Below are 21,291 nucleotides of genomic sequence, written 5' to 3'. Positions count from 1 at the left end.
ATTCATGGATTCGGTGCACGTCCGGCACGCCATGGGACGGTTCTCCCACTATTGTTCTGAGTTGTGCCTCGCCCATTGGGAGAACTCGAAGACGCGGTCATGACGCGGGTGTGGAAGTGGAACCGCCCGGTGACCGTTCGAGAAGTCCTGGAAGACCTCCAGCAGGAACGCTCCATCGCGTACACCACCGTGATGACCGTTTTGGACAATCTCCATCAGAAGGGCTGGGTGCGCCGCGAGGCGGAAGGACGCGCCTATCGATATGAGGCCGTCTCGACGCGAGCCGCCTACGCCGCCGCCCTCATGAACGACGCCTGGTCGCAGAGCGACAACCCGGCCGCCGCCCTCGTCGCCTTCTTCGGGATGATGAGCGAGGAACAGCGCCAGGCCCTCAGGGACGCCGTACGCATCGTTCAGGGACCGGAAATCGCGGATGCCATCCGCGATCGCGGCCGGGAGAACCCCGCGCCCGGTGAAGAGAACCCCGACTCGGCGGAGGGCGCCGACGGGCGATAGCGTCCGTCCATGTCTGCAGAGCGTCCCGAAGTCACCGCAAGGGCCATCACCGTCCGGCGTGCCAGGACCGGCGACGTCCCGGCCGTACGCCGCCTCCTCGACGCCTACGTCCGCGACGGCATCCTGCTCGACAAAGCCACGGTCACGCTTTACGAGGACATCCAGGAGTTCTGGGTCGCGGAACGCGACGACAACGCCGAGGTGGTCGGCTGCGGCGCCCTGCACGTCATGTGGGAGGACCTGGCCGAAGTCCGCACTCTCGCGGTGAAGCCCGGCCTCAAGGGCGCCGGCGTCGGCCATCAGTTGCTGGAGAAGTTGCTGCAGACCGCGCGCTGGCTCGGTGTTCGCCGCGTTTTCTGCCTGACCTTCGAAGTGGACTTCTTCGGCAAGCACGGCTTCGTGGAGATCGGGGAGACACCGGTCGACACCGATGTGTACGCGGAGCTGTTGCGTTCCTATGACGAGGGCGTCGCGGAGTTCCTGGGTCTCGAACGAGTGAAACCGAACACCTTGGGCAACAGCCGGATGCTTCTGCATCTGTGATCGTCATTGCCCGGTGCCCTATGTCCGAAACGCGTATGTTTCCGGGCGGGCGCGGCCTGCCGGTCCTCTACCGGTCCTCTCCCAGGGGTTTGTGTTTTTCCGGCAAAAGCGGTTTGCTTTCCGACGTACTGCAGTACTGCATATAACAGGGGCGGCGAAACGGCGGACGCCGCACACCCCCTTGCCCTCAACGTTATCGATGAAAGGAAATCCGGTGGCACAGAAGGTTCAGGTCCTTCTTGTCGACGACCTCGACGGCGGCGAGGCGGACGAGACCGTGACGTTCGCGCTGGACGGCAAGACGTACGAGATCGATCTCACGACCGCCAATGCGGACAAGCTGCGCAGCCTTCTCGAGCCCTATGTGAAGGGCGGTCGTCGTACCGGTGGCCGTGCGTCGGGCGGGCGCGGAAAGGCCCGTGCCGCTTCGGGTGGCAACCAGGACACCGCGGCGATCCGCGCCTGGGCGAAGGAGAACGGTTACGAGGTCAACGACCGCGGTCGTGTTCCCGCGTCCATTCGCGAGGCCTACGAGAAGGCCAACGGCTGATCCCGCCGGCAGGCGGGCGGCGGCCCGGTGCGCGGGCACCGCAGGCGGATCCGGTGGCACTGAGCTGCCACCGTGTCCAGCAGCCGTACGAGATCGGGGGCGCCCTGCCCGCGCCCCATGGCCGGCAGCGCCGGCAGCGAGGCCCCGACCTCGCCTCCAGCCCCAGGGGGCCGCAACCACACGGCGGCCCCCTGCGAGGTTTCCGCCCAGAGGCGAACGGCTCCCGGCGGGGCCGGCGCCTCCATCGCCCCGCCCTCGCCCAGGACCCGCAGATCGAGGGTGACGGCGCTCCACTCCAGCCAGTCCAGCAGGCCCGGCAGCTCCTCCGCGCTGCCCGGGGCCACCAGCAGCCGCATCCGGTCGCCCTGGAGGACCACTGGAGAGGCCGGCGAGAGATGCCGGAGCGCCTCAGCGCCCGCCTCGGCCGGCACGTCCAGGACGTCGAACCGCACCCCCGTGACCAGCCGCAGCGGCCGTCCGGGCACCGTCGCCCAGCCCAGATCGTTCTCGTACCAGTGCCGGGCCCGGGCCTCCGGGCCGGCGAGGTGATCGCGGGCGCCCGGGGCGTCCGGATAGCGAGGGCGCCGGGGAAGGGGGACCGTTGAGGCTGTGGGGACCGAGCGGGCCATGCCGAGTGCAACCGCCGAATCGGCCGCAGGGTTACGCTGGGTGCCGTATCGGCTGCGCAGTGTGGCGGAAACGGGGGCGTGCGGGGGTGCGGGGGAGCGCAAGGTTGTTCGCCCATAGCGGAGGGAACCGGTGCGCGCCGCATGGAGTGTCAGTGGCTGCGGGTAAGACATGCCTAGTGGGAGGGGGCGACGCGCGGGAGAGGCCGTCTCACGTTCGCCATCGGCGTAGTGGCGAGTGGGGTAACTGCCTGGCCTGCGGGAACATCGTCTCGCACCATCGGGTTGGAGCAGATGTCGGCGCACACGGTCAGGAGGCCATCGACGGTGTCGGCAGTTGGAATGAGCGGTCCCCGCTTGCGGGACTAAGCTGCGGAAGGACAGGGAGGGGAAGTTCCCCCCACTGCCTGACCGCTCTGAGGAGCGATTAACGATGTTCGAGAGGTTCACCGACCGCGCGCGGCGGGTTGTCGTCCTGGCTCAGGAAGAAGCCCGGATGCTCAACCACAACTACATCGGCACCGAGCACATCCTCCTGGGTCTCATCCACGAGGGTGAAGGTGTCGCCGCTAAGGCCCTGGAGAGCCTCGGCATTTCGCTTGAGGCGGTCCGCCAGCAGGTGGAGGAGATCATCGGCCAGGGCCAGCAGGCCCCGTCCGGGCACATCCCCTTCACCCCCCGTGCCAAGAAGGTCCTGGAGCTGTCGCTCCGAGAGGCTCTTCAGCTGGGCCACAACTACATCGGCACGGAGCACATCCTGCTCGGCCTGATCCGCGAGGGCGAGGGCGTCGCCGCCCAGGTCCTCGTCAAGCTGGGCGCAGACCTCAACCGGGTGCGGCAGCAGGTCATCCAGCTGCTCTCCGGCTACCAGGGCAAGGAGACCGCCGCAGCGGGCGGCCCGGCCGAGGGCACCCCCTCGACCTCTCTGGTCCTGGACCAGTTCGGCCGGAACCTCACCCAGGCCGCCCGTGAGTCCAAGCTCGACCCGGTCATCGGGCGCGAGAAGGAGATCGAGCGGGTCATGCAGGTGCTGTCCCGCCGTACCAAGAACAACCCGGTGCTGATCGGTGAGCCCGGCGTCGGCAAGACCGCCGTCGTCGAGGGCCTCGCCCAGGCCATCGTCAAGGGCGAGGTGCCCGAGACGCTGAAGGACAAGCACCTCTACACGCTGGACCTCGGCGCGCTGGTCGCCGGCTCCCGCTACCGCGGTGACTTCGAGGAGCGCCTGAAGAAGGTGCTCAAGGAGATCCGCACCCGCGGCGACATCATCCTGTTCATCGACGAGCTGCACACGCTGGTCGGTGCGGGTGCCGCCGAGGGCGCCATCGACGCGGCCTCCATCCTGAAGCCGATGCTGGCCCGCGGCGAGTTGCAGACCATCGGTGCCACCACGCTGGACGAGTACCGCAAGCACCTGGAGAAGGACGCGGCCCTGGAGCGCCGCTTCCAGCCCATCCAGGTCGCCGAGCCGTCCCTGCCGCACACGATCGAGATCCTCAAGGGCCTGCGCGACCGGTACGAGGCGCACCACCGCGTCTCCATCACGGACGAGGCCCTGGTCCAGGCGGCCACCCTGGCCGACCGCTACATCTCCGACCGCTTCCTGCCGGACAAGGCGATCGACCTGATCGACGAGGCGGGCTCGCGGATGCGCATCCGCCGGATGACCGCTCCGCCGGACCTGCGCGAGTTCGACGAGAAGATCGCCGCCGTCCGCCGGGACAAGGAGTCCGCGATCGACTCGCAGGACTTCGAGAAGGCCGCCTCCCTGCGCGACAAGGAGAAGCAGCTCCTGGCCGCCAAGGCCAAGCGGGAGAAGGAGTGGAAGGCCGGCGACATGGACGTCGTCGCCGAGGTCGACGGCGAGCTGATCGCCGAGGTCCTCGCCACGGCCACCGGCATCCCGGTCTTCAAGCTGACCGAGGAGGAGTCCAGCCGCCTGCTCCGCATGGAGGAGGAGCTGCACAAGCGGGTCATCGGCCAGAACGACGCCGTCAAGGCGCTGTCGAAGGCGATCCGCCGTACGCGTGCGGGCCTGAAGGACCCGAAGCGTCCGGGTGGTTCGTTCATCTTCGCCGGCCCGTCCGGCGTCGGTAAGACCGAGCTGTCCAAGGCGCTCGCCGAGTTCCTCTTCGGTGACGAGGACGCGCTGATCTCCCTCGACATGTCGGAGTTCAGCGAGAAGCACACGGTCTCGCGTCTCTTCGGTTCGCCTCCCGGCTACGTGGGCTACGAAGAGGGCGGCCAGCTGACCGAGAAGGTGCGCCGCAAGCCGTTCTCCGTCGTCCTGTTCGACGAGGTGGAGAAGGCCCACCCGGACATCTTCAACTCGCTGCTGCAGATCCTGGAGGACGGTCGCCTGACCGACTCCCAGGGCCGGGTCGTGGACTTCAAGAACACGGTCATCATCATGACGACCAACCTCGGCACCCGGGACATCTCCAAGGGCTTCAACCTCGGCTTCGCCGCCGCGGGTGACACGAAGACCAACTACGAGCGCATGAAGAACAAGGTGTCGGACGAGCTCAAGCAGCACTTCCGCCCCGAGTTCCTCAACCGCGTCGACGACGTGGTGGTCTTCCCGCAGCTGACGCAGGAGGACATCCTGCGGATCGTCGACCTGATGATCAGCAAGGTGGACGAGCGCCTGAAGGACCGGGACATGGGCATCGAGCTCTCCCAGTCCGCCAAGGAGCTGCTGGCCAAGAAGGGTTACGACCCGGTGCTGGGCGCCCGGCCGCTGCGCCGCACGATCCAGCGCGAGGTCGAGGACACGCTCTCGGAGAAGATCCTCTTCGGCGAGCTGCGCCCCGGTCACATCGTGGTCGTGGACACCGAAGGTGAGGGCGAGGCCCAGAAGTTCACCTTCCGTGGTGAGGAGAAGTCGGCGCTGCCCGACGTCCCGCCGATCGAGCAGGCGGCCGGCGGCGCCGGACCGAACCTGAGCAAGGAGGCGTAAGCCTCCGGCGGATTGGCCGCGTTGACGGGGCCGGTGCCTTTTGGGCGCCGGCCCCGTCCGCGTATTCAGATCTCTTCCACGGTGACTTCCGCGTGCCGGAAGAGCCTTGCCCAGCGCGGAGCCGACAAGGAGTATCCAAGCCGACTCTGCAGCTTCACCGTGCGGAGTCCCGGAAGCCGGGGTACCAGAAGAGCGAGGTCTTCACGGCCGCGCATCCAGGAGACCCGCAGCACCTCGATGCGCGGGAGTTCGGGCATGACGATGAAGGAACGCGAAAGGAAGCCCAGCATGTCCGCGTGCAGATGGAGCTGAGTCAGCTCGGGCAGCGCGGCGACCTCCTCCCAGTCGGCAGCCGTCAGCCGGGTGGTCAGGGGGCCAAGGCTCAGCGTCCGCAGGCCGCGCCAGTGCCGCAGGCCGCGCAGCCCTGAGACGTCGGTGCTGCCGCGGTCCAGGAAGAGGAATTCGAGCGGCGCCTCCACCGGAAGGATGTCGGTGAGGTCGCGGCTCGGCACTTCCTGGGCCAGGGAGAGCCGGGTCAGGGACCGCAGCGACCGCAGGCCCCGCATGTCGGCGATCGGGCCGAAGGCAAGCCGGGTGAGCGGCAGTGCGGACAGGCGGTCCAGGCCTTCCGCTCTCGGACAGCCCCTGAGCTGCAGCCCGTCCAGTGAGCTGAACGGGAGCAGGGCGCTCAGATCGGTGAGGTCGGGATTGTCCCGGAAGTCGATCCGGCGCACCGCCTCGGGCACCGGCACGGCGGCCAGAATGTCCTCGACCCGGTGCCGGCCCCAGAAGTGGAGCCGTGGCCAAGGACGCATCCGGGCCATCGAAGCGCGCTGCTCGGCGGTCCCGGCGGACAGCAGCAGGTCCCCCCGGTCCACATGGTCCAGTACTTCGGACGCGTACTCCTCACTGTCGAACCGATGCCAGGTGCCCACGAGCTGACGCCGTACACCCAGGTCCGGGTGCTCCCGGAACCGCCGCAGCACCGCCAGCGCCCCTTCCGGCTCCTCCTGCCCGAGCAGCGAGGCGGTGACCACCACTCCCCGTGCCTCTTCGTCGGTCAGGCCCTCCGGCCCCGGCAGCAGCTCCAGCACCAGTGGACCCGCCTCCGCCAGAGCCCTCGCATCCTTCGTCGTGCGCGGCGGGATCAGCGCCGCGGCTCGCGCCTCCACGTCCGCCCGTACCGCCGGTTCCAGAGCCGCCGCGTGTTCCAGGCACGCCAGCGCCAGCAAGGTCAGCCGGGGAGTTTCCCGAGCCAGCAACTGCCGTAGCACCGCGGCCCGTTCGCGCGGCCGGGCATGCGCCACTGCCATCCGGACGACGTCCTCCCACTGGGTGTCGTCGGCGTGGCTGGTCAGGACGTCCAGGTGCCCCTCCTCCACCGCGTACCGCGCGCCCAGGTAGTCCTGGAAGGTGCGGTGGACGAAGTCCACGACGCCGTCCGCGGGTTGGCGCAGCAGACCACTGCGCAGCAGCAGTGTTCGCAGCACCGTCGCCGCGTCACCCTGCGCCGATGCGACGGTCGGCAGGCACCGCTCCACGATCCCCTCCGCCGTGTCGACGTCCATCTCCGTGCGGCCGCTGAGCACCAGCGCGTACGCCAGCCGCTGGAGCAGCTCCAGCTGTACTTCCTCGCCCAGCTCGGCACCCATGCCCCGCTCCCGGTCCCGGCGGGCGAGCAGCATGGTGAGGGCGGCGTCGTACAGCTCCTTGCGGCCCGTGGGGAGGTAGCCGCGGCGTTCCCGGTGCAGGGCGCAGATCAGGCCGCACATCAGGGGGTTGGTGGCGAGCCGGGCCAGGTCGCGCTTCGTGCGCAGGGAGTCCAGGAGCGGCCCCTCGTACGCCGGGGCCTGCGCCGCCGCGTGCCAGCGCCGTACGAACGTCGTCACCTCGGAACGGCGCATCGGGGCCAGGGTCAGTTCTCGGAAGCCTTCCTCGGCCAGCCAGTCGGGGCGTACGGCTGTCGGGCGGGAGGTCAGCATCCAGTGGTTGCCGGGGTAGGCCACGAGCAGGGAGCGCAGCCAGTCGCGGGTGCGGTGGCGGTCGGCGGCCGGGATCTCGTCCAGGCCGTCGACCAGGATCAGGCCGCGTCCCGCCGTCAGGATGCGGTCGGCCCAGCCCTCCGGCGGGGTCAGCGGGCAGCCCACGGCCTTCAGGAACTCGGCGGGCGACGGCAGCGGACCCGTGCGGATCAGGGTGCGCAGGGGGAGGACGTACGGGATGCGGTGACCGTCCCTGGCCGCCGTCACCGCCAGCCACTGCACGAGCGTCGTCTTCCCGGAACCCGCATCGCCGCGCAGCAGCACGCGGGAGTCGGCGTGCAGCGCATCCTCGGCGGGCAGGCGGCCGGCCGCGCTGACCGGGCGCTGCTCCTCGTCCCGTACGGTGTCCTCCTCCGCCGTCGCCTCCAGGCTCAGATAGGCGACTTCGAGGGGCCAGCGGTCGGGGGAGTCGCGCAGGTCGATGCCGTAGATGGTGATGTGGTTGTGGCGGTCGGCGATGTACGGCAGATAGCGGCGTTCGAAGGCGATGTCACGGGCGTCGGGGCGCGGAATACGGGCGATGACCTCGTCCACCTTGGCTATCAGTTCCCGCTGGACCCGGGTCTGCTCCACCAGGGTTCGGGCGACAAAGGTGGAACGGCGGCTGAAGAACTCCAGGATGTGCAGGCACGCCCACTGCGTCGCCGAGTCGAGGAAGACGCACGCGTCGGCGGACAGCCCGTCGGGGGGCGGTGCGTGGCGGCGCAGCTGCCGGGCGAGTTCATGACTGCCGAGTCGTACGGCCTGTACGTCGTCCATGTCCAGGTCGCCCAGGGCGAGCAGCCGGCCGGTCAGGGTGTCGGTGACGGCGATCTCCTCGTCCGGTGGGAACGGGCGCTCGCCCGGTGCGGCCATGGCCTCCGCCACCAGTCGGCCCGCCAGCCTGCGCACCTCTTTCTCGCCAAGTGTGCGCTTCTCGCCCCGGAAGGACACCAGGTCCCGCATCCGCACCGGTCTGTCGACCAGCCCGGCCCCGGGGCCGTCCTGGACGAACAGCTTCCTCACCATCGGGCCGATCACGCTGGAGGCCAGCTTGCTGCCCAGAACCGTCGGCTCCATCCGCCACACCCCCGTGGTCGCATCACCGCGGAACGCGATACGGATGGAGCCTAACCGGAGCGGTTCTCCGTCGTTACGACAACTGCCCGTCGTAGTCCGGCAGTTTGAAGGTCTTCTCGGCGTGGCCGCCGGTAAGGTCGGTGGCGCTGTTGCCGATGTTCGCGATGATCGTGTAGCCCTTGTTCTCGATGTCGACGCGCTGGGCGGTCTTGTAGGCGGCGACGTCCTTGAAGAGGTCGAACAGGTCGCGGACGTAGAGGCCGGAGACGTCGTAGCCGTCGTGCTCGAGGTTGTACTCGGTGGGCAGGTAGATGATGCCCGGGCGGGCCGTGACGAAGAACAGGGAGACGCCGTGCTCCTGGGCGTACCGTGCCACGTTCAGGACGGGCTTGTTGGCCGGCTGCGGGTAGCTGAAGCCGAAGTCGGTCTCCAGCGTGGTGTTGTCGATGTCGAAGACGATCGCCTGCTTCTCGCCCGGCCGGGCCTCGGCGATGCGTTCCTTCAGGTACGGCAGGGCCTGGTCCATCACCGTCTGGCAGTCCTTCTGCCAGGTGGCGTAGTCGACCTTCGCCGTGGAACTGCTCGTGACCGCCGTGGTGTCCGCCGCGTGGGCCGGGGCGGCCAGCGCGGCGAGGGCGGCCACGGAGACGGCGGTGACGGAAATGCGGCGCGCCCAGGGGCGTCTGGTCATCGGTGGGGGTCCTCTCACGTCCGTACGCGTGATCCGTACGCGTCCTGAAATGTCAGGGGCATGATCTGAGGTGCGAGTGGCGCGAGGGGAACCGTAGGGTTACTGCACGGTAGGTCGCCAGAGGCGTGCGTCACATTTCGGGGCGGGCGTGGCCGCGAGCGCCGCCGGACGCCGGCCTACCGCTCGCCGTGGGCGTGCTGGTGCGCCTGGGTCACCAGGTCCATGGCGACCTCGAGCACGGCCTCCCGCACCTTGGCGGGGTCGCGTTCCAGGTCCTGCATCACGAACATCCCGGCGTGCAGGGTGAACATGGCGCTGACCGAGCGCACCTGGTCGACGAGGTCGGCCTCCGGGTCGATGAGGATGTCCCGCAGGCCGCGCATCCGGTCCTTGAAGGTGTCGCCGATGCGCAGTTCCCGTACCGTCGCCTGGTTCTCCTGCATGAAGCGGAACAGCGGCTCGGCGCCGGCCAGGGCCGCGCTGTAGCGCCGTACGATCTCCTGCTTCGTCTCCAGGGTGTGCGGCTGGCTGCGGCCCCACTCGATCAGGTCCTCGATCGGCTGCGTCAGATCCTCGAAGAGGCTGACGATGATCTCTTCCTTGGTCTTGAAGTGGTAGTACAGGGCCGCCTTCGTCACGTCGAGACGCTCGGCGATCTCGCGCAGAGACGTCTTCTCGTAGCCCTGCTCCGCGAAGAGTTCGAGCGCGATGTCCTGGATGCGCTGGCGGGTGTTGCCGCGGCGCTGCTGCTTGGTGCCGTCCATGGTGCCGCCCATCCTCGTACTCCTCGCGCTTCCGCGGAAACTTACTTGACGCCCGGCTAGTTGCGGGGCTACCTTCCCAGTGTAGTGAACTAGCCGGGCGGCAAGTAAGTAGCCGCCGCAGGGGGAGTGAGAAGAGATGGCGGACACAGTAGAAAACGTCACGGAGAGCAAACCGCCGAGAAGCGTGCGCGTGGTCCTCCTCGCGCTCATGATCGCGATGATGCTCGCGATGCTCGACAACATGATCGTGGGCACGGCGATGCCGACGATCGTGGGCGAGCTGGGCGGTCTGGAGCACCTGTCCTGGGTGGTCACCGGCTACACCCTGGCCACCGCGGCCTCGACCCCGATCTGGGGCAAGATCGGCGACATGTACGGGCGCAAGGGCGCCTTCCTCAGCTCGATCGTGCTGTTCCTGATCGGATCGGCGCTCAGCGGCATGGCCCAGAACATGGACCAGCTGATCGGCTTCCGCGCCGTGCAGGGTCTCGGCGCCGGCGGTCTGATGGTCGGCGTCATGGCGATCATCGGCGACCTGATACCGCCGCGGGAGCGCGGCAAGTACACCGGCATGATGGCCGGCGTGATGGCGCTGGCCATGATCGGCGGCCCGCTGGTCGGCGGCACCATCACCGACAACTGGGGCTGGCGCTGGTCCTTCTACATCAACCTGCCGCTCGGCGCCGTCGCCCTGGCGCTGGTCAGCGCCGTGCTGCACCTGCCCAAGAAGCGGGCGCAGGCGCGCATCGACTACCTGGGCGTCGCGCTGCTGACCGTCGGCATCACCGCCATCGTGCTGGTCACCACCTGGGGCGGCACCGAGTACGCCTGGAGCTCCACGCGGATCATGGAGCTGATCGCCCTCGGCGTCGTCGCCCTGATCGGCTTCGTGTGGTGGCAGACCAAGGCCGTCGAGCCGGTTCTGCCGCTGCACATGTTCAAGAGCCGCAACTTCACCCTGATGTCCCTCATCGGCTTCATCACCGGCTTCGTGATGTTCGGCGCCACGCTCTACCTGCCGCTGTACCAGCAGTCGGTGCAGGGCGCCTCGGCGACCAACTCCGGTCTGCTGCTGCTGCCGATGCTCGGCGCGATGCTCGTGACCTCGATGGTCGCGGGCCGGGTCACCACCAACAGCGGCCGGTACAAGGTCTTCCCGATCGCCGGCGGCGCCCTGATGATCGTCGGGCTGTATCTGCTGTCGCTGATGGACACGGGCACGACCCGGCTGACCTCCGGCATCTACATGGCCGTGCTGGGCCTGGGCATGGGCTGCCTGATGCAGATCACCATGCTGGTCGCGCAGAACAGCGTGGAGATGAAGGACATGGGCGTCGCGTCCTCGTCCACCACCCTGTTCCGTACGCTCGGCTCCTCCTTCGGCGTGGCCATCATGGGCGCGCTGTTCAACGACCGCGTCAAGCACGTGATGGCCGAGCGGGCCGGCGCCCTGGGCAAGGGCGTCACCGAGAAGTCCGCGCAGCTGGACGCGAAGAGCCTGGCCAAGCTGCCCGCCGCGGCGCGCGAGGCCTACCAGCACGCGGTGTCCGCCGGCACCCACTCGGCGTTCCTGCTGGGCGCGGGGATCGCGGTGATCGTGCTCGTCGCGGCGCTGTTCGTGAAGGAGGTTCCGCTGCGGACCGGCAAACCTTCGGCGGAGAGCGGCGAGGACGCGGCTCCGGTGCAGGTCGTCGAGGCCGTGTGAGGCTCCTGCCTCGCCGTGTGAGGCTCGTCTGAGACGGAAGACCCCGGTCGGTGTCCGCCCCGGGGTCTTCCCCTTTTCGCGCCTGAACCGGCGCCGCTCTCGCGGACGTGGCGGATCGCCGTCGTGGTTGCCCGATTGACGGTCGCGGCCGTCATGGGCCCGAACCGACTGTCAGTCCCGGATGCCACCATCGACCACATGGACAAGCTGCGCCGTATGCGTCTGGCCAAGGACGCCATGGACCGGGACTGGGCGGATCCCGGGCTCGACCTGGACGCCGTGGCGGCCCGCGCCGGGTACTCGCGGTTCCACTTCCTGCGCGCCTTCAAGGACGTCTACGGCGAGACGCCGGGCCGGTATCTGACCCACCGGCGGATCGAGCGGGCCGAGGAGATGCTGCGCAGCGCCGACCTCACCGTGACCGAGATCTGCACCCTCGTCGGCTTCAGCAGTCTCGGCACGTTCTCCGCCCGCTTCAAGGCCCGCACCGGACTCACCCCGAGCGAGTACCGCGCACGGCACGTGAGGCGCGGCGCCGCCCTGATACCCGGGTGCTACGCCATGCTCTGGGCCGGCGGATTCAGCACCGCAAGATCGGAGAAGCGCTCCGGGCCCGGCTCTGCCTACGGTGGCGAAGAGCCGTCCGCCGGTGCGGACGGCACCCCCAGCGAGGACGGCACCACCAGCGCCGTCAGCACCACCGGCAGGAGGGCCGAACCATGATCAAGGGGCTTGCCATCACCACCGTCTGGGTCCTCGACCAGGACCGGGCCAAGGACTTCTACACCCAGAAACTCGGCCTCGAGGTCCGTACGGACATGACCATGGGCGAGGGCGGCGCGCGCTGGCTGACCGTCGGCGCCCACGGCCAGCCCGACGTGGAGCTGACCCTCATGGTGCCGGGGCCGCCGGCGATGGATCCCGAGTCCGCCGAGATGATGAAGAAGCTCGTCGCGAAGGGCGCGCTGGGCGCGGGCGTGCTGGTGACGGACGACATCCACGGGGACTACGAGAAGCTCAGGGAGCGCGGGGTCGAGTTCCTCCAGGAACCCCAGGAGCGGCCCTACGGCACGGAGGCGTTGTTCCGCGACGACTCCGGCAACTGGTTCTCGTTCACACAGCGCCGGGAAGGCGGGCTGGACCTGGAGCGCGACTGGGCGTGCTGAGCCCGGGGGCGGGAGCCGGCCTGGCGGCTTCTGCGCGGAGCCTGGTGGTTCCGGGCGGAGCCTGCCCGGCCGCCGGCCCTCAGGGCGGATCTGCGCCACCTGGCCGTCGCCACGTTCGAGGCGGCCCAGCGGCCGCCGTCCGGGCCGGCCCTGCGCACCCTGGTCCGGGAGGCGGCACGGGATGCGCATCTGGCCGAGCTGATGCGGGAGTTCACCCAGTCGCGCCGGGCGGTGGTTCGCGCGGTGCTCGAACGCGGCCGGGAGCGCGGCGAACCGGCCGCCGACCGGGACGTCGCCCTCCTGGTCGACCAGGTCTACGGGCTCTTCTGGTACCGCTTCCTGCTGGGGCACGCTCCGCTGGAGGCGGCCGCCGCCGAGCGGCTCACCGAGTCGCTGCTCCGGTGAGCGCCTTCCCATGTGCCGTACGCCGGGCGGCCGGCAGGCCTCAGGCCGTGCCCTCCGGCAGGGGCAGCACCGGATAGCTGCCCGTCGCCGTGGGGGCGTGCTCGGGAAGCCACAGCACCGCCACCGCGCCCTCCGCCGGGACGCCGGGCGGCGCCCCGACGGGGCGTACGTTGCGGAAGGTCAGACGGGCGCCGAGGACGCGGGCCTGGCCCGCCGCGATGGTCAGGCCCAGCCCGTGGCCCGTACCGGCGCGGTCCTTGCTGCCCGTGCGGAAGCGGCTCGGGCCTTCGGCGAGCAGTTCCTCGGGGAAGCCGGGACCGTGGTCGCGGACCCGGATCACCCGGCCCTCGACGGTCACCTCGATCGGCGGCCTGCCGTGCCGGGCGGCGTTGGCGAGCAGGTTGAACAGCACCCGCTCCAGCCGGCGCGGGTCGGTGGTGACCTCCGACTCGTGCACCACCCGCACGGCGACGTCCGGGTCCTTGGCCGCCACCCGGCGCCGCACGAACTCGCCGAGCATGATGTCCTGCAGCTCGGCCCGCTCCGAGGCGCCGTCCAGGCGGGCCACCTCCAGGACGTCCTCGACGAGCGTGCGCATCGCCTTCGCCCGGTCCAGGACGAGTTCGGTCGGGCGGCCCGGCGGCAGCAGTTCGGCGGCCGTGAGCAGGCCCGTCACCGGGGTGCGCAGCTCGTGCGCGATGTCGGCCGTGACCCGCCGCTCGGCCTCCAGGCGCTGCTGCAGCGCGTCCGCCATGGCGTCCACCGCGCGCGCGAGATCGTCGGTCTCGTCCCGTACGACCCCGCCTATGGCCTCGCGCACCCGGACGTCGGTCTCGCCCCTGGCGACCCGGTTCGCGGCGGCCGCCGCCTTGCGCAGCCGCCGGGACAGCTGCCCGCCGATCAGCACCCCGAGGGCGCTGCCGCAGAACACGACCGCGACGGAGCCGATGACCAGCGCCTGGTCGAGGTCCTTCATCACGTCGGTGGAACGGTCCGGCATATGGCTGTGCAGGGACAGCACGTGCCCGTCCTTGGTCGGTACGGCCGCCCAGATGTCCGGCGCGCGGCCGTGGTCGATGACGTCGCTGGCCTTGCGGCCCTCCTCGACCTTCTCGCGCAGCGCGTCCGGCAGTTCGGGGTCGTCGACCTTGATGTTGGGGAAGTTCGGCCGCCGGCTCAGCTCGTAGTTGCGCTGCGCGATCTGGACGCGCTGGTTGGCCAGGTCGCGCGCGTTGTCGAGCATCGAGACCCGGGCCGCGTTGTGCACGACCAGGCTGAGCGCGATCGCCACCAGGCCCGCGACCAGAGCGATCGCCGCGCTGAGCTTCCACCTGAGTCCGGTGTGCAGGCCCGCCCGCTCCATCCGCCGGACCGGGTGCCGAAGGATCCCCCGCATGCCGCCCCGCTCAGGCCTTCAGCTTGTAGCCGAAGCCGCGGACCGTCTCGATCCGGTCCTGGCCGATCTTCTGGCGCAGCCGCTGCACATGCACGTCCACGACCCGGGTGTCCCCGCCCCAGCCGTAGTCCCACACGCGCTCCAGCAGCTTGTCGCGGGAGAGCACGGTGCCCGGAGCGGAGGAGAACTCCAGCAGCAGCCGCATCTCGGTGGGCGTGAGCGCGACCGGCTGCCCGGCCCGGCGCACCTCCATGCCCCCGGTGTCGACCTGGAGGTCCCCGAAGGTGAGCACGCCGCCGGACACCGTGTCCTCGGCGGACTCGCCCCGGTCGTTGCCGCCGGCGTGCCCGAAGCGGCGCAGCACCGCCCGGATCCGCGCGACCAGCACGGCGCCGTCGAACGGCTTGGTCACATAGTCGTCGGCGCCCGCCTCCAGACCGAGGACGACGTCGATGGAGTCGGCGCGCGCCGACAGCATGATCACCGGCACGGTGGACTCGTCCCGGATACGGCGGCACAGGCTGACGCCGTCCAGGCCCGGGACCATGACGTCCAGCAGGGCGATGTCGGGGCGGTTCGCCCGGAACGCCTCCAGGCCCGACAGGCCGTCGGGCATGGCGGTCACCGCGAAGCCGTCCCGCTCCAGGGCGAGCTGGGTGGCCTCGCGGATGACGTCGTCGTCCTCGACGAACAGGACGTGGGTCTGGTCTGCCATCCCGGTGCTCTCAAGTCCTCGTGTCTGTGGGGGGTCAGTTGTCCGACGTGGCCGCCGCGTCACCGCCGGTCTTGCTGTAGTCGGTCTCGTGCCGGTTGATCTCGGTGAACCGGCCCGCCTTCCACCGGTAGGTGATCACCGTCTCCTGGGACGGGTTCGACACCGGGTCGTCCGTCGCGTACACCTGCTTGGTCACGCTCAGGTCGGTGCCGTCGATCTCCGAGTAGACCGGCGATTCCTCCGCCTTGAACACATTCTTGTACGCGCCCTCCACCCGCCGGTACACGTAGGTGCCGATGCCCACCCAGTCACCGCAGGTCGACACGTTGACGAGGACGTCGTTGACGGATCCGCCGGTCAGATAGCCGTAGGTGACGTCGACCGGGTAGTCGCCGCCGCTGCACGGCTTCAGGTCACGCTTCACCGCGGCGGAGACCGCCGGGTCCTTCCTGAGCAGCGAGACCGCGTCCACGCGCCGGAAGCCGCCGGACGGGCTCGGCGAGGGGGAGTCGACGACTCCCGCGACCGCCGAGGCGTGCGCCGGCCCCTCGTCGCGGGTGCCGGTGCCCCCCGTGCCGCACGCGGCGAGGAAAAGGGCGACGGCGGCGAACACGGCCCCTGCCGCGATCACCGCCTGTGCACTGCCCCGGACCCGTTCGGATCCGGACCCCGTCAGGCCGCGCAACGCTCCTGCTCCTCACGCTCCAGCGCGCGTGCGTCCAGATCGCGGGCCTCCAGCTCCTCGCGGAGCCGGGCGAGCGCCCGGTGCAGCGTGCTCTTGACCGTACCCGCCGACATGCCGAGGGCGGCGGCCGTCTCCTCCGTGGACATCTGCTCCCAGTGTCGCAGTACTACAACACTGCGCTGCTTGGGTGCCAGCACCTTCATGACGTCCATCAGCAGGGCGCGGTCGGCGTGCTGCTCGGTGGAGTCGTCCACGGACGCGTCGGGCAGCTGCTCGGTGGGGACCTCCTCCAGCTTGCGCGCCCGCCACCACTCCGTACGGGTGTTGATCATGACGCGGCGCAGATAGGCGTCGGCGAGCCGCTTGTCGGCGATGCCCTCCCAGCGGCCGTACGTCCGCACCAGTGCCGTCTGCAGCAGGTCCTGGGCGTCGACCGGGTCCGGGACCAGCCGGCGTGCGCTGCGCAGCAGCGCGTCCTGCCGGGTGCGGACGTACTCCTCGAACTCGAGCACCTCTCCCTGCGCCATGATCGACCGCCTCCGTTTCCCCGTTCACTCCGGCCCGTGCCTGAAGTGCTGCGTACCTTCCCCGTGTCCGGTGGTCTGCCGGGCACGGAACGAAGGTAGGGAGCGGTTGTCACGGCGTTGTCCGCTCCAGCCTGCGGCTGGCAATCGGCTGTCCGTCGGTTGTGTAACAGCCGTAGGAACGGGGTAAAGGGGTGACCCGTTATGTCCCTGTCTGCAGGCCTTCGTCGGGCGAGAGGGGATGTAACGAAGCAGCTGGGGCTGTGACTTGGCTGTGCGTCAGCTGAGCGGCAGCCGGTACAGGCCGCCCGGCAGCGGCTCCACCAGACCGTCCGTGACGAGCCCGTCGAGCGCCCGGGCGCGCTGCACCGGCTCGTGCCACACCCGGTCCAGCACCGCCTGCGGCACCGGCGCGTGCGCCTCCCGCAGCACCGCCAGCAGCTTGCCCCGCACCTGCCGGTCCGTGCCGGCGTACGTCTGCCCGCGCCGCGGCGGCCCGGAGTGCTCCGGCTTGCCGGCCAGCAGCCAGGCGCACTGCCCGGCGATCGGGCACCGCCCGCACCCCTCGTTCTTCGCCGTGCACACCAGCGCGCCCAGCTCCATGGAGGCCGCCGCCCAGCGCGCGGCCGTCTTCTCGTCCTCGGGCAGCAGCTCGCGGGCGAGCCTGCGCTCGGCGGCCGTCGTCGCGTTCGGCGGGTACTGCACCCCGGTCACCGCCCGCGCGAGCACCCGGCGCACGTTCGTGTCCAGCACCGGATGCCGCTGCCCGTACGCGAACGAGGCCACCGCGGCGGCCGTGTACTCGCCGATGCCGGGCAGCGCCAGCAGCTGCGCGTGCTCCGTCGGCACGTCCCCGCCGTGCCGTTCCGTTATGGCGACCGCGGCGCCGTGCAGCCTGAGCGCCCGGCGCGGGTAGCCGAGCCGGCCCCAGGCGCGCACCGCCTCGCCGGGCGCCTCCTTCGCCAGGTCGGCGGGGCGCGGCCAGCGGGCCAGCCACTCCTCGTAGACCGGCAGCACCCGGTTGACCGGGGTCTGCTGGAGCATGAACTCGCTGACCATCACACCCCACGGGCCCGCCTCCGGGCGGCGCCAGGGCAGGTCGCGGGCGTGGGCGTCGAACCAGGCGATCACGGGGGTGTGCAGCTTCTCAGTCATGGCCTTCCGATCCTGCCACGGGTCGGCACCCAGGGATGGTGACGGCACGGTCACTCAGCGTGCCGAACGGTGAAGATCCTTGGCCGTTACGGCAGTTGCCGGGATGATGATCCGGAAAAGTTGATGCTCGTGCGGCGGGTGGCGCAAGCGAGCACGGCGATCTCTCGTACAGTTTGCGCCGTGGGATCTCTGCGCAATCCGGTCGGGCCGCTTCCCTCCTCCATCTACTGGCGAAGGAGGGTCGTACTGCTGTCGGTGATCGCCCTGCTGGCGCTGCTGATCACCTGGATCGTCACCGCGGGCGGCGGGGGCGGCAGGAAGAGCGCCGGCGGGTCCGACGGCAAGAATCCCGCGCACACCATCACCCCGGGGCCGTCCTCGTCCGGACCGGCCATCAGCCAGCACCCGGGCGGACGCGACGACTCGGGCGGCGGCAGCGGCACCGGCGGGAGCGACTCCGGTTCGGGCGGCAGCGGTTCGGACGGCGGCTCCGCCGGCTCCACCGGGTCCTCGGGGTCCGGGTCCGGTGGCGGCTCGGGTACGGGATCCGGCGGCGGCGCCGTCGGTACGGGCGACACGATCCCGGCATCGTCCACGCTGCCCGACTGCACCGCCTCCGCGGTGACGCTGAGCCTGCGCAGCCTGCACAACACCTACTCGCCGGACCAGACGCCGACCTTCGAACTCACCGCCAGGAACAACTCGTCCGCCGACTGCAAGGTCGATCTCGGGCCGAAGAACGCGGTGTTGACCATCACGCCGACGAGCGGCAAGACGTTCTGGTCGTCGGCCGACTGCCCCAAGGGCGCGGGCAGCCTGGTGTTCCGGGTGCCGGCCGGGCAGAGCATCACCTACACGGTGAAGTGGGACCGCAAGCCGAGCGCTCCCCAGTGCGCGACGCCCGCGGCGGGCTCGGCGAAGCCGGACACCTACCTGCTGGAGGCGAAGGCACCGGGCTTCGGAACGGTGCACACGTCGTTCGTGCTGTCGGCTGACTAGGGCCTGTCTGACAATGCGCGTCGTCGCCCCTCCGGGGCGCGTCAGACGTACCGCTCCAGGATCGACGACTCGGCCAGACGCGACAGACCTTCCCGCACGCTCCTGGCCCGCGCCTCGCCCACGCCGTCCACCGTCTGCAGGTCGTCCACACTCGCGGCGAGCAGCTTCTGCAGGCCGCCGAAGTGCTCCACCAGCCGGTCGATGATCGCGCCGGGAAGCCGCGGAACCTTGGCCAGCAGCCTGAAGCCCCGCGGGGAGACCGCGGAGTCGAGCGTCTCGGGGGAGCCGGTGTAGCCCAGCGCCCGTGCCACCGTGCCGAGTTCGATCAGCTCCGCGTGGGTCAGCGCGTCCAGCTCGGACAGGGCCTCCTCGACCGTGCGGGAGCGCTTGGCCGTCGGCTCGGGGACGTAGTCCCGGACGACCAGCTCGCGGTCCGGCTCGACACCGGCGATCAACTCCTCGAGCTGGAGCGCGAGAAGACGCCCGTCGGTGCCCAGCTCGACCACGTACTCGGCGATTTCGGTGGCGATGCGGCGGACCATCTCCAGGCGCTGCGCGACGGCGGACACGTCCCGCACCGTCACCAGGTCCTCGATCTCCAGCGCGGAGAGGGTGCCGGCCACCTCGTCCAGCCGCAGCTTGTACCGCTCCAGCGTGGCCAGCGCCTGGTTCGCGCGGGACAGGATCGCCGCCGAGTCCTCCAGGACGCGGCGCTGACCGTCGACGTACAGGGCGATCAGGCGCATCGACTGGGACACCGAGACCACCGGGAAGCCGACCTGCTTGCTCACCCGGTCCGCCGTACGGTGCCGGGTGCCCGTCTCCTCCGTGGGGATCGTCGGGTCCGGAACCAGCTGGACACCGGCCCGCAGGATCTTCGACAGGTCCGACGACAGCACGATGCCGCCGTCCAGCTTGCACAGCTCCCGCAGCCGGGTCGCGGTGAACTCCACGTCCAGCACGAACCCGCCCGTGCACATCGCCTCGACCGTCTTGTCGGAGCCGAGGACGATCAGCCCGCCGGTGTTGCCGCGCAGCACGCGCTCCAAGCCGTCCCGCAGGGCCGTACCAGGAGCCACGGCGCTCAGCGAGGCACGCATCAGGCCATCGGAACCGGCACTCCCACCGATTTTTCCGGGAGCTGCTGCCCGGTCGTTGGCTGCCACTGCACTCCTCCGGTCGCAGGTTCTGACGCGCCCCCGTGACCCGCACGCGGTTCGTACGGACGGGCGAGACCAGGGCAAAGTCTACCGGCGGTCCTCCGCCTCCCGTGGGGCCTCTCGCCGACGGGAGCGCGGCAGCACCCGGAGGGCGTCCCCCATGTCGGCGACTTCCAGGACCTTCATGCCGGGCGGCACCTTGCCCGGATCGGTCGGCACGAGCGCGTGCGTGAAGCCCAGCCGCTGCGCCTCGGCGAGCCTGCGCTGCACGCCCGTCACCCGTCTGACCTCGCCCGCGAGGCCCACCTCGCCGATCGCGACCAGGTTCTTCGGCAGCGGGGTGTCGCTGGCCGCGGAGGCCAGCGCGAGGGCGATCGCGAGGTCGGCGGCCGGCTCCGACAGCTTCACCCCGCCGACCGTCGCGGAGTAGATGTCCCGCTTGCCGAGCGCGCTGATCCGGCCGCGCTGCTCCAGGACGGCCAGCATCATCGACACCCGCGAGGTCTCCAGACCCGAGGTCGTCCGGCGCGGGGAGGGGATCTGGGAGTCCACGGTCAGCGCCTGCACCTCGGCCACCAGCGGGCGGCGGCCCTCCAGGGTGACGGTCAGGCACGTACCCGGAACCGGCTCGTCCCTGCGGGTCAGGAAGAGGCCGCTGGGGTCGGCGAGCCCGGTGATGCCCTCGTCGTGCAGCTCGAAGCAGCCGACCTCGTCCGTGGCCCCGTAGCGGTTCTTCACGCCGCGGACCAGGCGCAGGCGCGCGTGCCGGTCGCCCTCGAAGTGCAGGACGACGTCCACCAGGTGCTCCAGCAGGCGGGGGCCCGCGATCGCGCCGTCCTTCGTGACATGGCCCACAAGGAGAGTGGACATGCCCCGCTCCTTCGAGGCGCGGATCAGCGCGCCCGCCACCTCACGCACCTGGGCCATGCCGCCCGGCGCGCCCTCGATCTCCGGGGAGGCGACCGTCTGCACCGAGTCGAGGATCAGCAGGGACGGCTTGACCTCGTCCAGATGGCCGAGGACGGCGGACAGGTCCGTCTCGGCCGCCAGATACAGCTCGTCGTGCAGGGCGCCGATGCGGTCCGCGCGCAGCCGCACCTGGCTCGCCGACTCCTCGCCGGTCACATAGAGGGTGCGGTGCTCGGCGCTCGCGGACTTGGCGGCCACGTCCAGCAGCAGCGTGGACTTGCCGACGCCGGGCTCGCCCGCGAGCAGCACGACCGCGCCGGGCACCAGGCCGCCGCCGAGCACCCGGTCCAGCTCGGGCACGCCGGTCGAGCGGGCGGTGGCCTGCCGGCCGTCGACCTGGCCGATGGGCAGCGCGGACGACGTCACCCGGCCCGGTGCCGTCGTACGGACCGCGGGCGCGCCGTACTCCTCGACGGTGCCCCAGGCCTGGCACTCGGGGCAGCGGCCGAGCCACTTGGCCGTCTGCCAGCCGCACTCGGTGCAGCGGTAGGACGGGCGGTCCTTGGTGGTCTTGGTACGGGCAGCCATGCGGAAACCGTAGCCCGCGGCACTGACAACGGGTCCCCGTGCCGCGGTCGGGTGAACGGGTACCGGCCATCACTCATCGGGATCCGGCCGCGGAACAAAGGGTTCCTGTCCCCTTATGAGGGATCGTTTCACCC

General features: G+C 70.4%; 20 protein-coding genes. 9 read left to right on the top strand and 11 right to left on the bottom strand.

The window, feature by feature from the left end:
* Positions 1 to 99 precede the first annotated feature (99 nt).
* The 3 genes from OG956_RS15590 (at position 100) to OG956_RS15580 (ending at position 1,609) form a co-directional block, all read left to right on the top strand.
* Positions 100 to 516 (top strand): BlaI/MecI/CopY family transcriptional regulator, encoded by a 417-nt coding sequence (locus OG956_RS15590; RefSeq protein WP_443065563.1) that lies wholly within the window; start codon positions 100 to 102, stop codon positions 514 to 516.
* A 9-nt stretch (positions 517 to 525) separates the two neighbouring features.
* Positions 526 to 1,059 (top strand): amino-acid N-acetyltransferase, encoded by a 534-nt coding sequence (locus tag OG956_RS15585; protein WP_330338574.1) that lies wholly within the window; start codon positions 526 to 528, stop codon positions 1,057 to 1,059.
* 214 nt (positions 1,060 to 1,273) lie between these two features.
* A complete protein-coding gene (locus OG956_RS15580; RefSeq protein WP_330338573.1) occupies positions 1,274 to 1,609 on the top strand; it encodes a histone-like nucleoid-structuring protein Lsr2 in 336 nt (111 codons plus the stop codon).
* Here OG956_RS15580 and OG956_RS15575 read toward each other — a convergent pair.
* Positions 1,588 to 2,238, bottom strand: a complete 651-nt coding sequence (locus OG956_RS15575; protein WP_330338572.1) for an SCO3374 family protein — start codon at positions 2,236 to 2,238, stop codon at positions 1,588 to 1,590. The two genes, OG956_RS15580 and OG956_RS15575, sit on opposite strands and share 22 nt — an antisense overlap.
* 430 nt (positions 2,239 to 2,668) lie before the next feature.
* Here OG956_RS15575 and OG956_RS15570 point away from each other — a divergent pair, with 430 nt between their 5' ends.
* Entirely contained in the window at positions 2,669 to 5,194 is a 2,526-nt protein-coding gene (locus OG956_RS15570) for an ATP-dependent Clp protease ATP-binding subunit (RefSeq protein ID WP_330338571.1), read from the top strand.
* 65 nt (positions 5,195 to 5,259) lie between these two features.
* On the opposite strand, the gene OG956_RS15565 is transcribed toward OG956_RS15570, so the two are convergent.
* The 3 genes from OG956_RS15565 to OG956_RS15555 all read right to left on the bottom strand — a co-directional run bounded on the left by OG956_RS15565 (position 5,260) and on the right by OG956_RS15555 (position 9,762).
* On the bottom strand, positions 5,260 to 8,295 hold the full coding sequence (locus tag OG956_RS15565) for an NACHT domain-containing protein (protein WP_330338570.1): 3,036 nt from the start codon (positions 8,293 to 8,295) through the stop codon (positions 5,260 to 5,262).
* Between the two features lie 73 nt (positions 8,296 to 8,368).
* Positions 8,369 to 8,986 carry an HAD family acid phosphatase gene (locus tag OG956_RS15560; protein ID WP_330338569.1) on the bottom strand — a complete coding sequence of 206 codons (618 nt, stop codon included), beginning with the start codon at positions 8,984 to 8,986 and terminating at the stop codon, positions 8,369 to 8,371.
* Between the two features lie 176 nt (positions 8,987 to 9,162).
* Positions 9,163 to 9,762 carry a TetR/AcrR family transcriptional regulator gene (locus tag OG956_RS15555; RefSeq protein WP_330338568.1) on the bottom strand — a complete coding sequence of 200 codons (600 nt, stop codon included), beginning with the start codon at positions 9,760 to 9,762 and terminating at the stop codon, positions 9,163 to 9,165.
* A gap of 124 nt (positions 9,763 to 9,886) precedes the next feature.
* Here OG956_RS15555 and OG956_RS15550 point away from each other — a divergent pair, with 124 nt between their 5' ends.
* From OG956_RS15550 to OG956_RS15535, 4 genes are all read left to right on the top strand, one after another.
* Entirely contained in the window at positions 9,887 to 11,455 is a 1,569-nt protein-coding gene (locus tag OG956_RS15550) for an MDR family MFS transporter (protein WP_330338567.1), read from the top strand.
* A gap of 198 nt (positions 11,456 to 11,653) precedes the next feature.
* Positions 11,654 to 12,178 carry a helix-turn-helix transcriptional regulator gene (locus tag OG956_RS15545; protein ID WP_330338566.1) on the top strand — a complete coding sequence of 175 codons (525 nt, stop codon included), beginning with the start codon at positions 11,654 to 11,656 and terminating at the stop codon, positions 12,176 to 12,178.
* Positions 12,175 to 12,621: a VOC family protein gene (locus tag OG956_RS15540; RefSeq protein WP_330338565.1), complete on the top strand. Its 447-nt coding sequence runs from the start codon at positions 12,175 to 12,177 to the stop codon at positions 12,619 to 12,621. The genes OG956_RS15545 and OG956_RS15540 overlap by 4 nt, the downstream gene beginning before the upstream one ends.
* A gap of 30 nt (positions 12,622 to 12,651) precedes the next feature.
* Positions 12,652 to 13,026 (top strand): TetR-like C-terminal domain-containing protein, encoded by a 375-nt coding sequence (locus OG956_RS15535; protein WP_330342850.1) that lies wholly within the window; start codon positions 12,652 to 12,654, stop codon positions 13,024 to 13,026.
* A gap of 40 nt (positions 13,027 to 13,066) precedes the next feature.
* Here the strand turns inward: OG956_RS15535 and cseC are convergent, their stop codons facing one another.
* The 5 genes from cseC to OG956_RS15510 form a co-directional block, all read right to left on the bottom strand.
* Positions 13,067 to 14,422, bottom strand: a complete 1,356-nt coding sequence (gene cseC, locus OG956_RS15530) for a two-component system sensor histidine kinase CseC (RefSeq protein ID WP_330338564.1) — start codon at positions 14,420 to 14,422, stop codon at positions 13,067 to 13,069.
* Positions 14,423 to 14,432: 10 nt separating this feature from the next.
* Positions 14,433 to 15,137, bottom strand: coding sequence for a two-component system response regulator CseB (gene cseB, locus OG956_RS15525; RefSeq protein ID WP_330338563.1), 705 nt, complete (start codon positions 15,135 to 15,137; stop codon positions 14,433 to 14,435).
* 34 nt (positions 15,138 to 15,171) lie between these two features.
* Positions 15,172 to 15,822 carry a hypothetical protein gene (locus OG956_RS15520; RefSeq protein ID WP_330338562.1) on the bottom strand — a complete coding sequence of 217 codons (651 nt, stop codon included), beginning with the start codon at positions 15,820 to 15,822 and terminating at the stop codon, positions 15,172 to 15,174.
* On the bottom strand, positions 15,810 to 16,349 hold the full coding sequence (locus OG956_RS15515; protein WP_330338561.1) for a SigE family RNA polymerase sigma factor: 540 nt from the start codon (positions 16,347 to 16,349) through the stop codon (positions 15,810 to 15,812). The genes OG956_RS15520 and OG956_RS15515 overlap by 13 nt, the downstream gene beginning before the upstream one ends.
* A gap of 276 nt (positions 16,350 to 16,625) precedes the next feature.
* Entirely contained in the window at positions 16,626 to 17,501 is an 876-nt protein-coding gene (locus OG956_RS15510; protein WP_330338560.1) for an A/G-specific adenine glycosylase, read from the bottom strand.
* A 180-nt stretch (positions 17,502 to 17,681) separates the two neighbouring features.
* On the opposite strand from OG956_RS15510, the gene OG956_RS15505 reads away from it, so the two are divergent.
* Entirely contained in the window at positions 17,682 to 18,500 is an 819-nt protein-coding gene (locus tag OG956_RS15505; protein ID WP_330342849.1) for a hypothetical protein, read from the top strand.
* Positions 18,501 to 18,541: 41 nt separating this feature from the next.
* Here OG956_RS15505 and disA read toward each other — a convergent pair whose 3' ends face one another.
* Together disA and radA are read right to left on the bottom strand one after the other, a co-directional pair.
* Positions 18,542 to 19,666 carry a DNA integrity scanning diadenylate cyclase DisA gene (gene disA, locus OG956_RS15500; protein WP_330338559.1) on the bottom strand — a complete coding sequence of 375 codons (1,125 nt, stop codon included), beginning with the start codon at positions 19,664 to 19,666 and terminating at the stop codon, positions 18,542 to 18,544.
* Positions 19,667 to 19,747: 81 nt separating this feature from the next.
* Positions 19,748 to 21,157 (bottom strand): DNA repair protein RadA, encoded by a 1,410-nt coding sequence (gene radA / locus OG956_RS15495; RefSeq protein ID WP_330338558.1) that lies wholly within the window; start codon positions 21,155 to 21,157, stop codon positions 19,748 to 19,750.
* Positions 21,158 to 21,291: the final 134 nt, after the last annotated feature.

The organism is Streptomyces sp. NBC_00557, from assembly GCF_036345995.1.
Classification (GTDB): Bacteria; Actinomycetota; Actinomycetes; order Streptomycetales; family Streptomycetaceae; genus Streptomyces.
The sequence above is the reverse complement of the archived record's forward strand: the minus strand, read 5'-3'. Positions and strand labels throughout refer to the sequence as shown.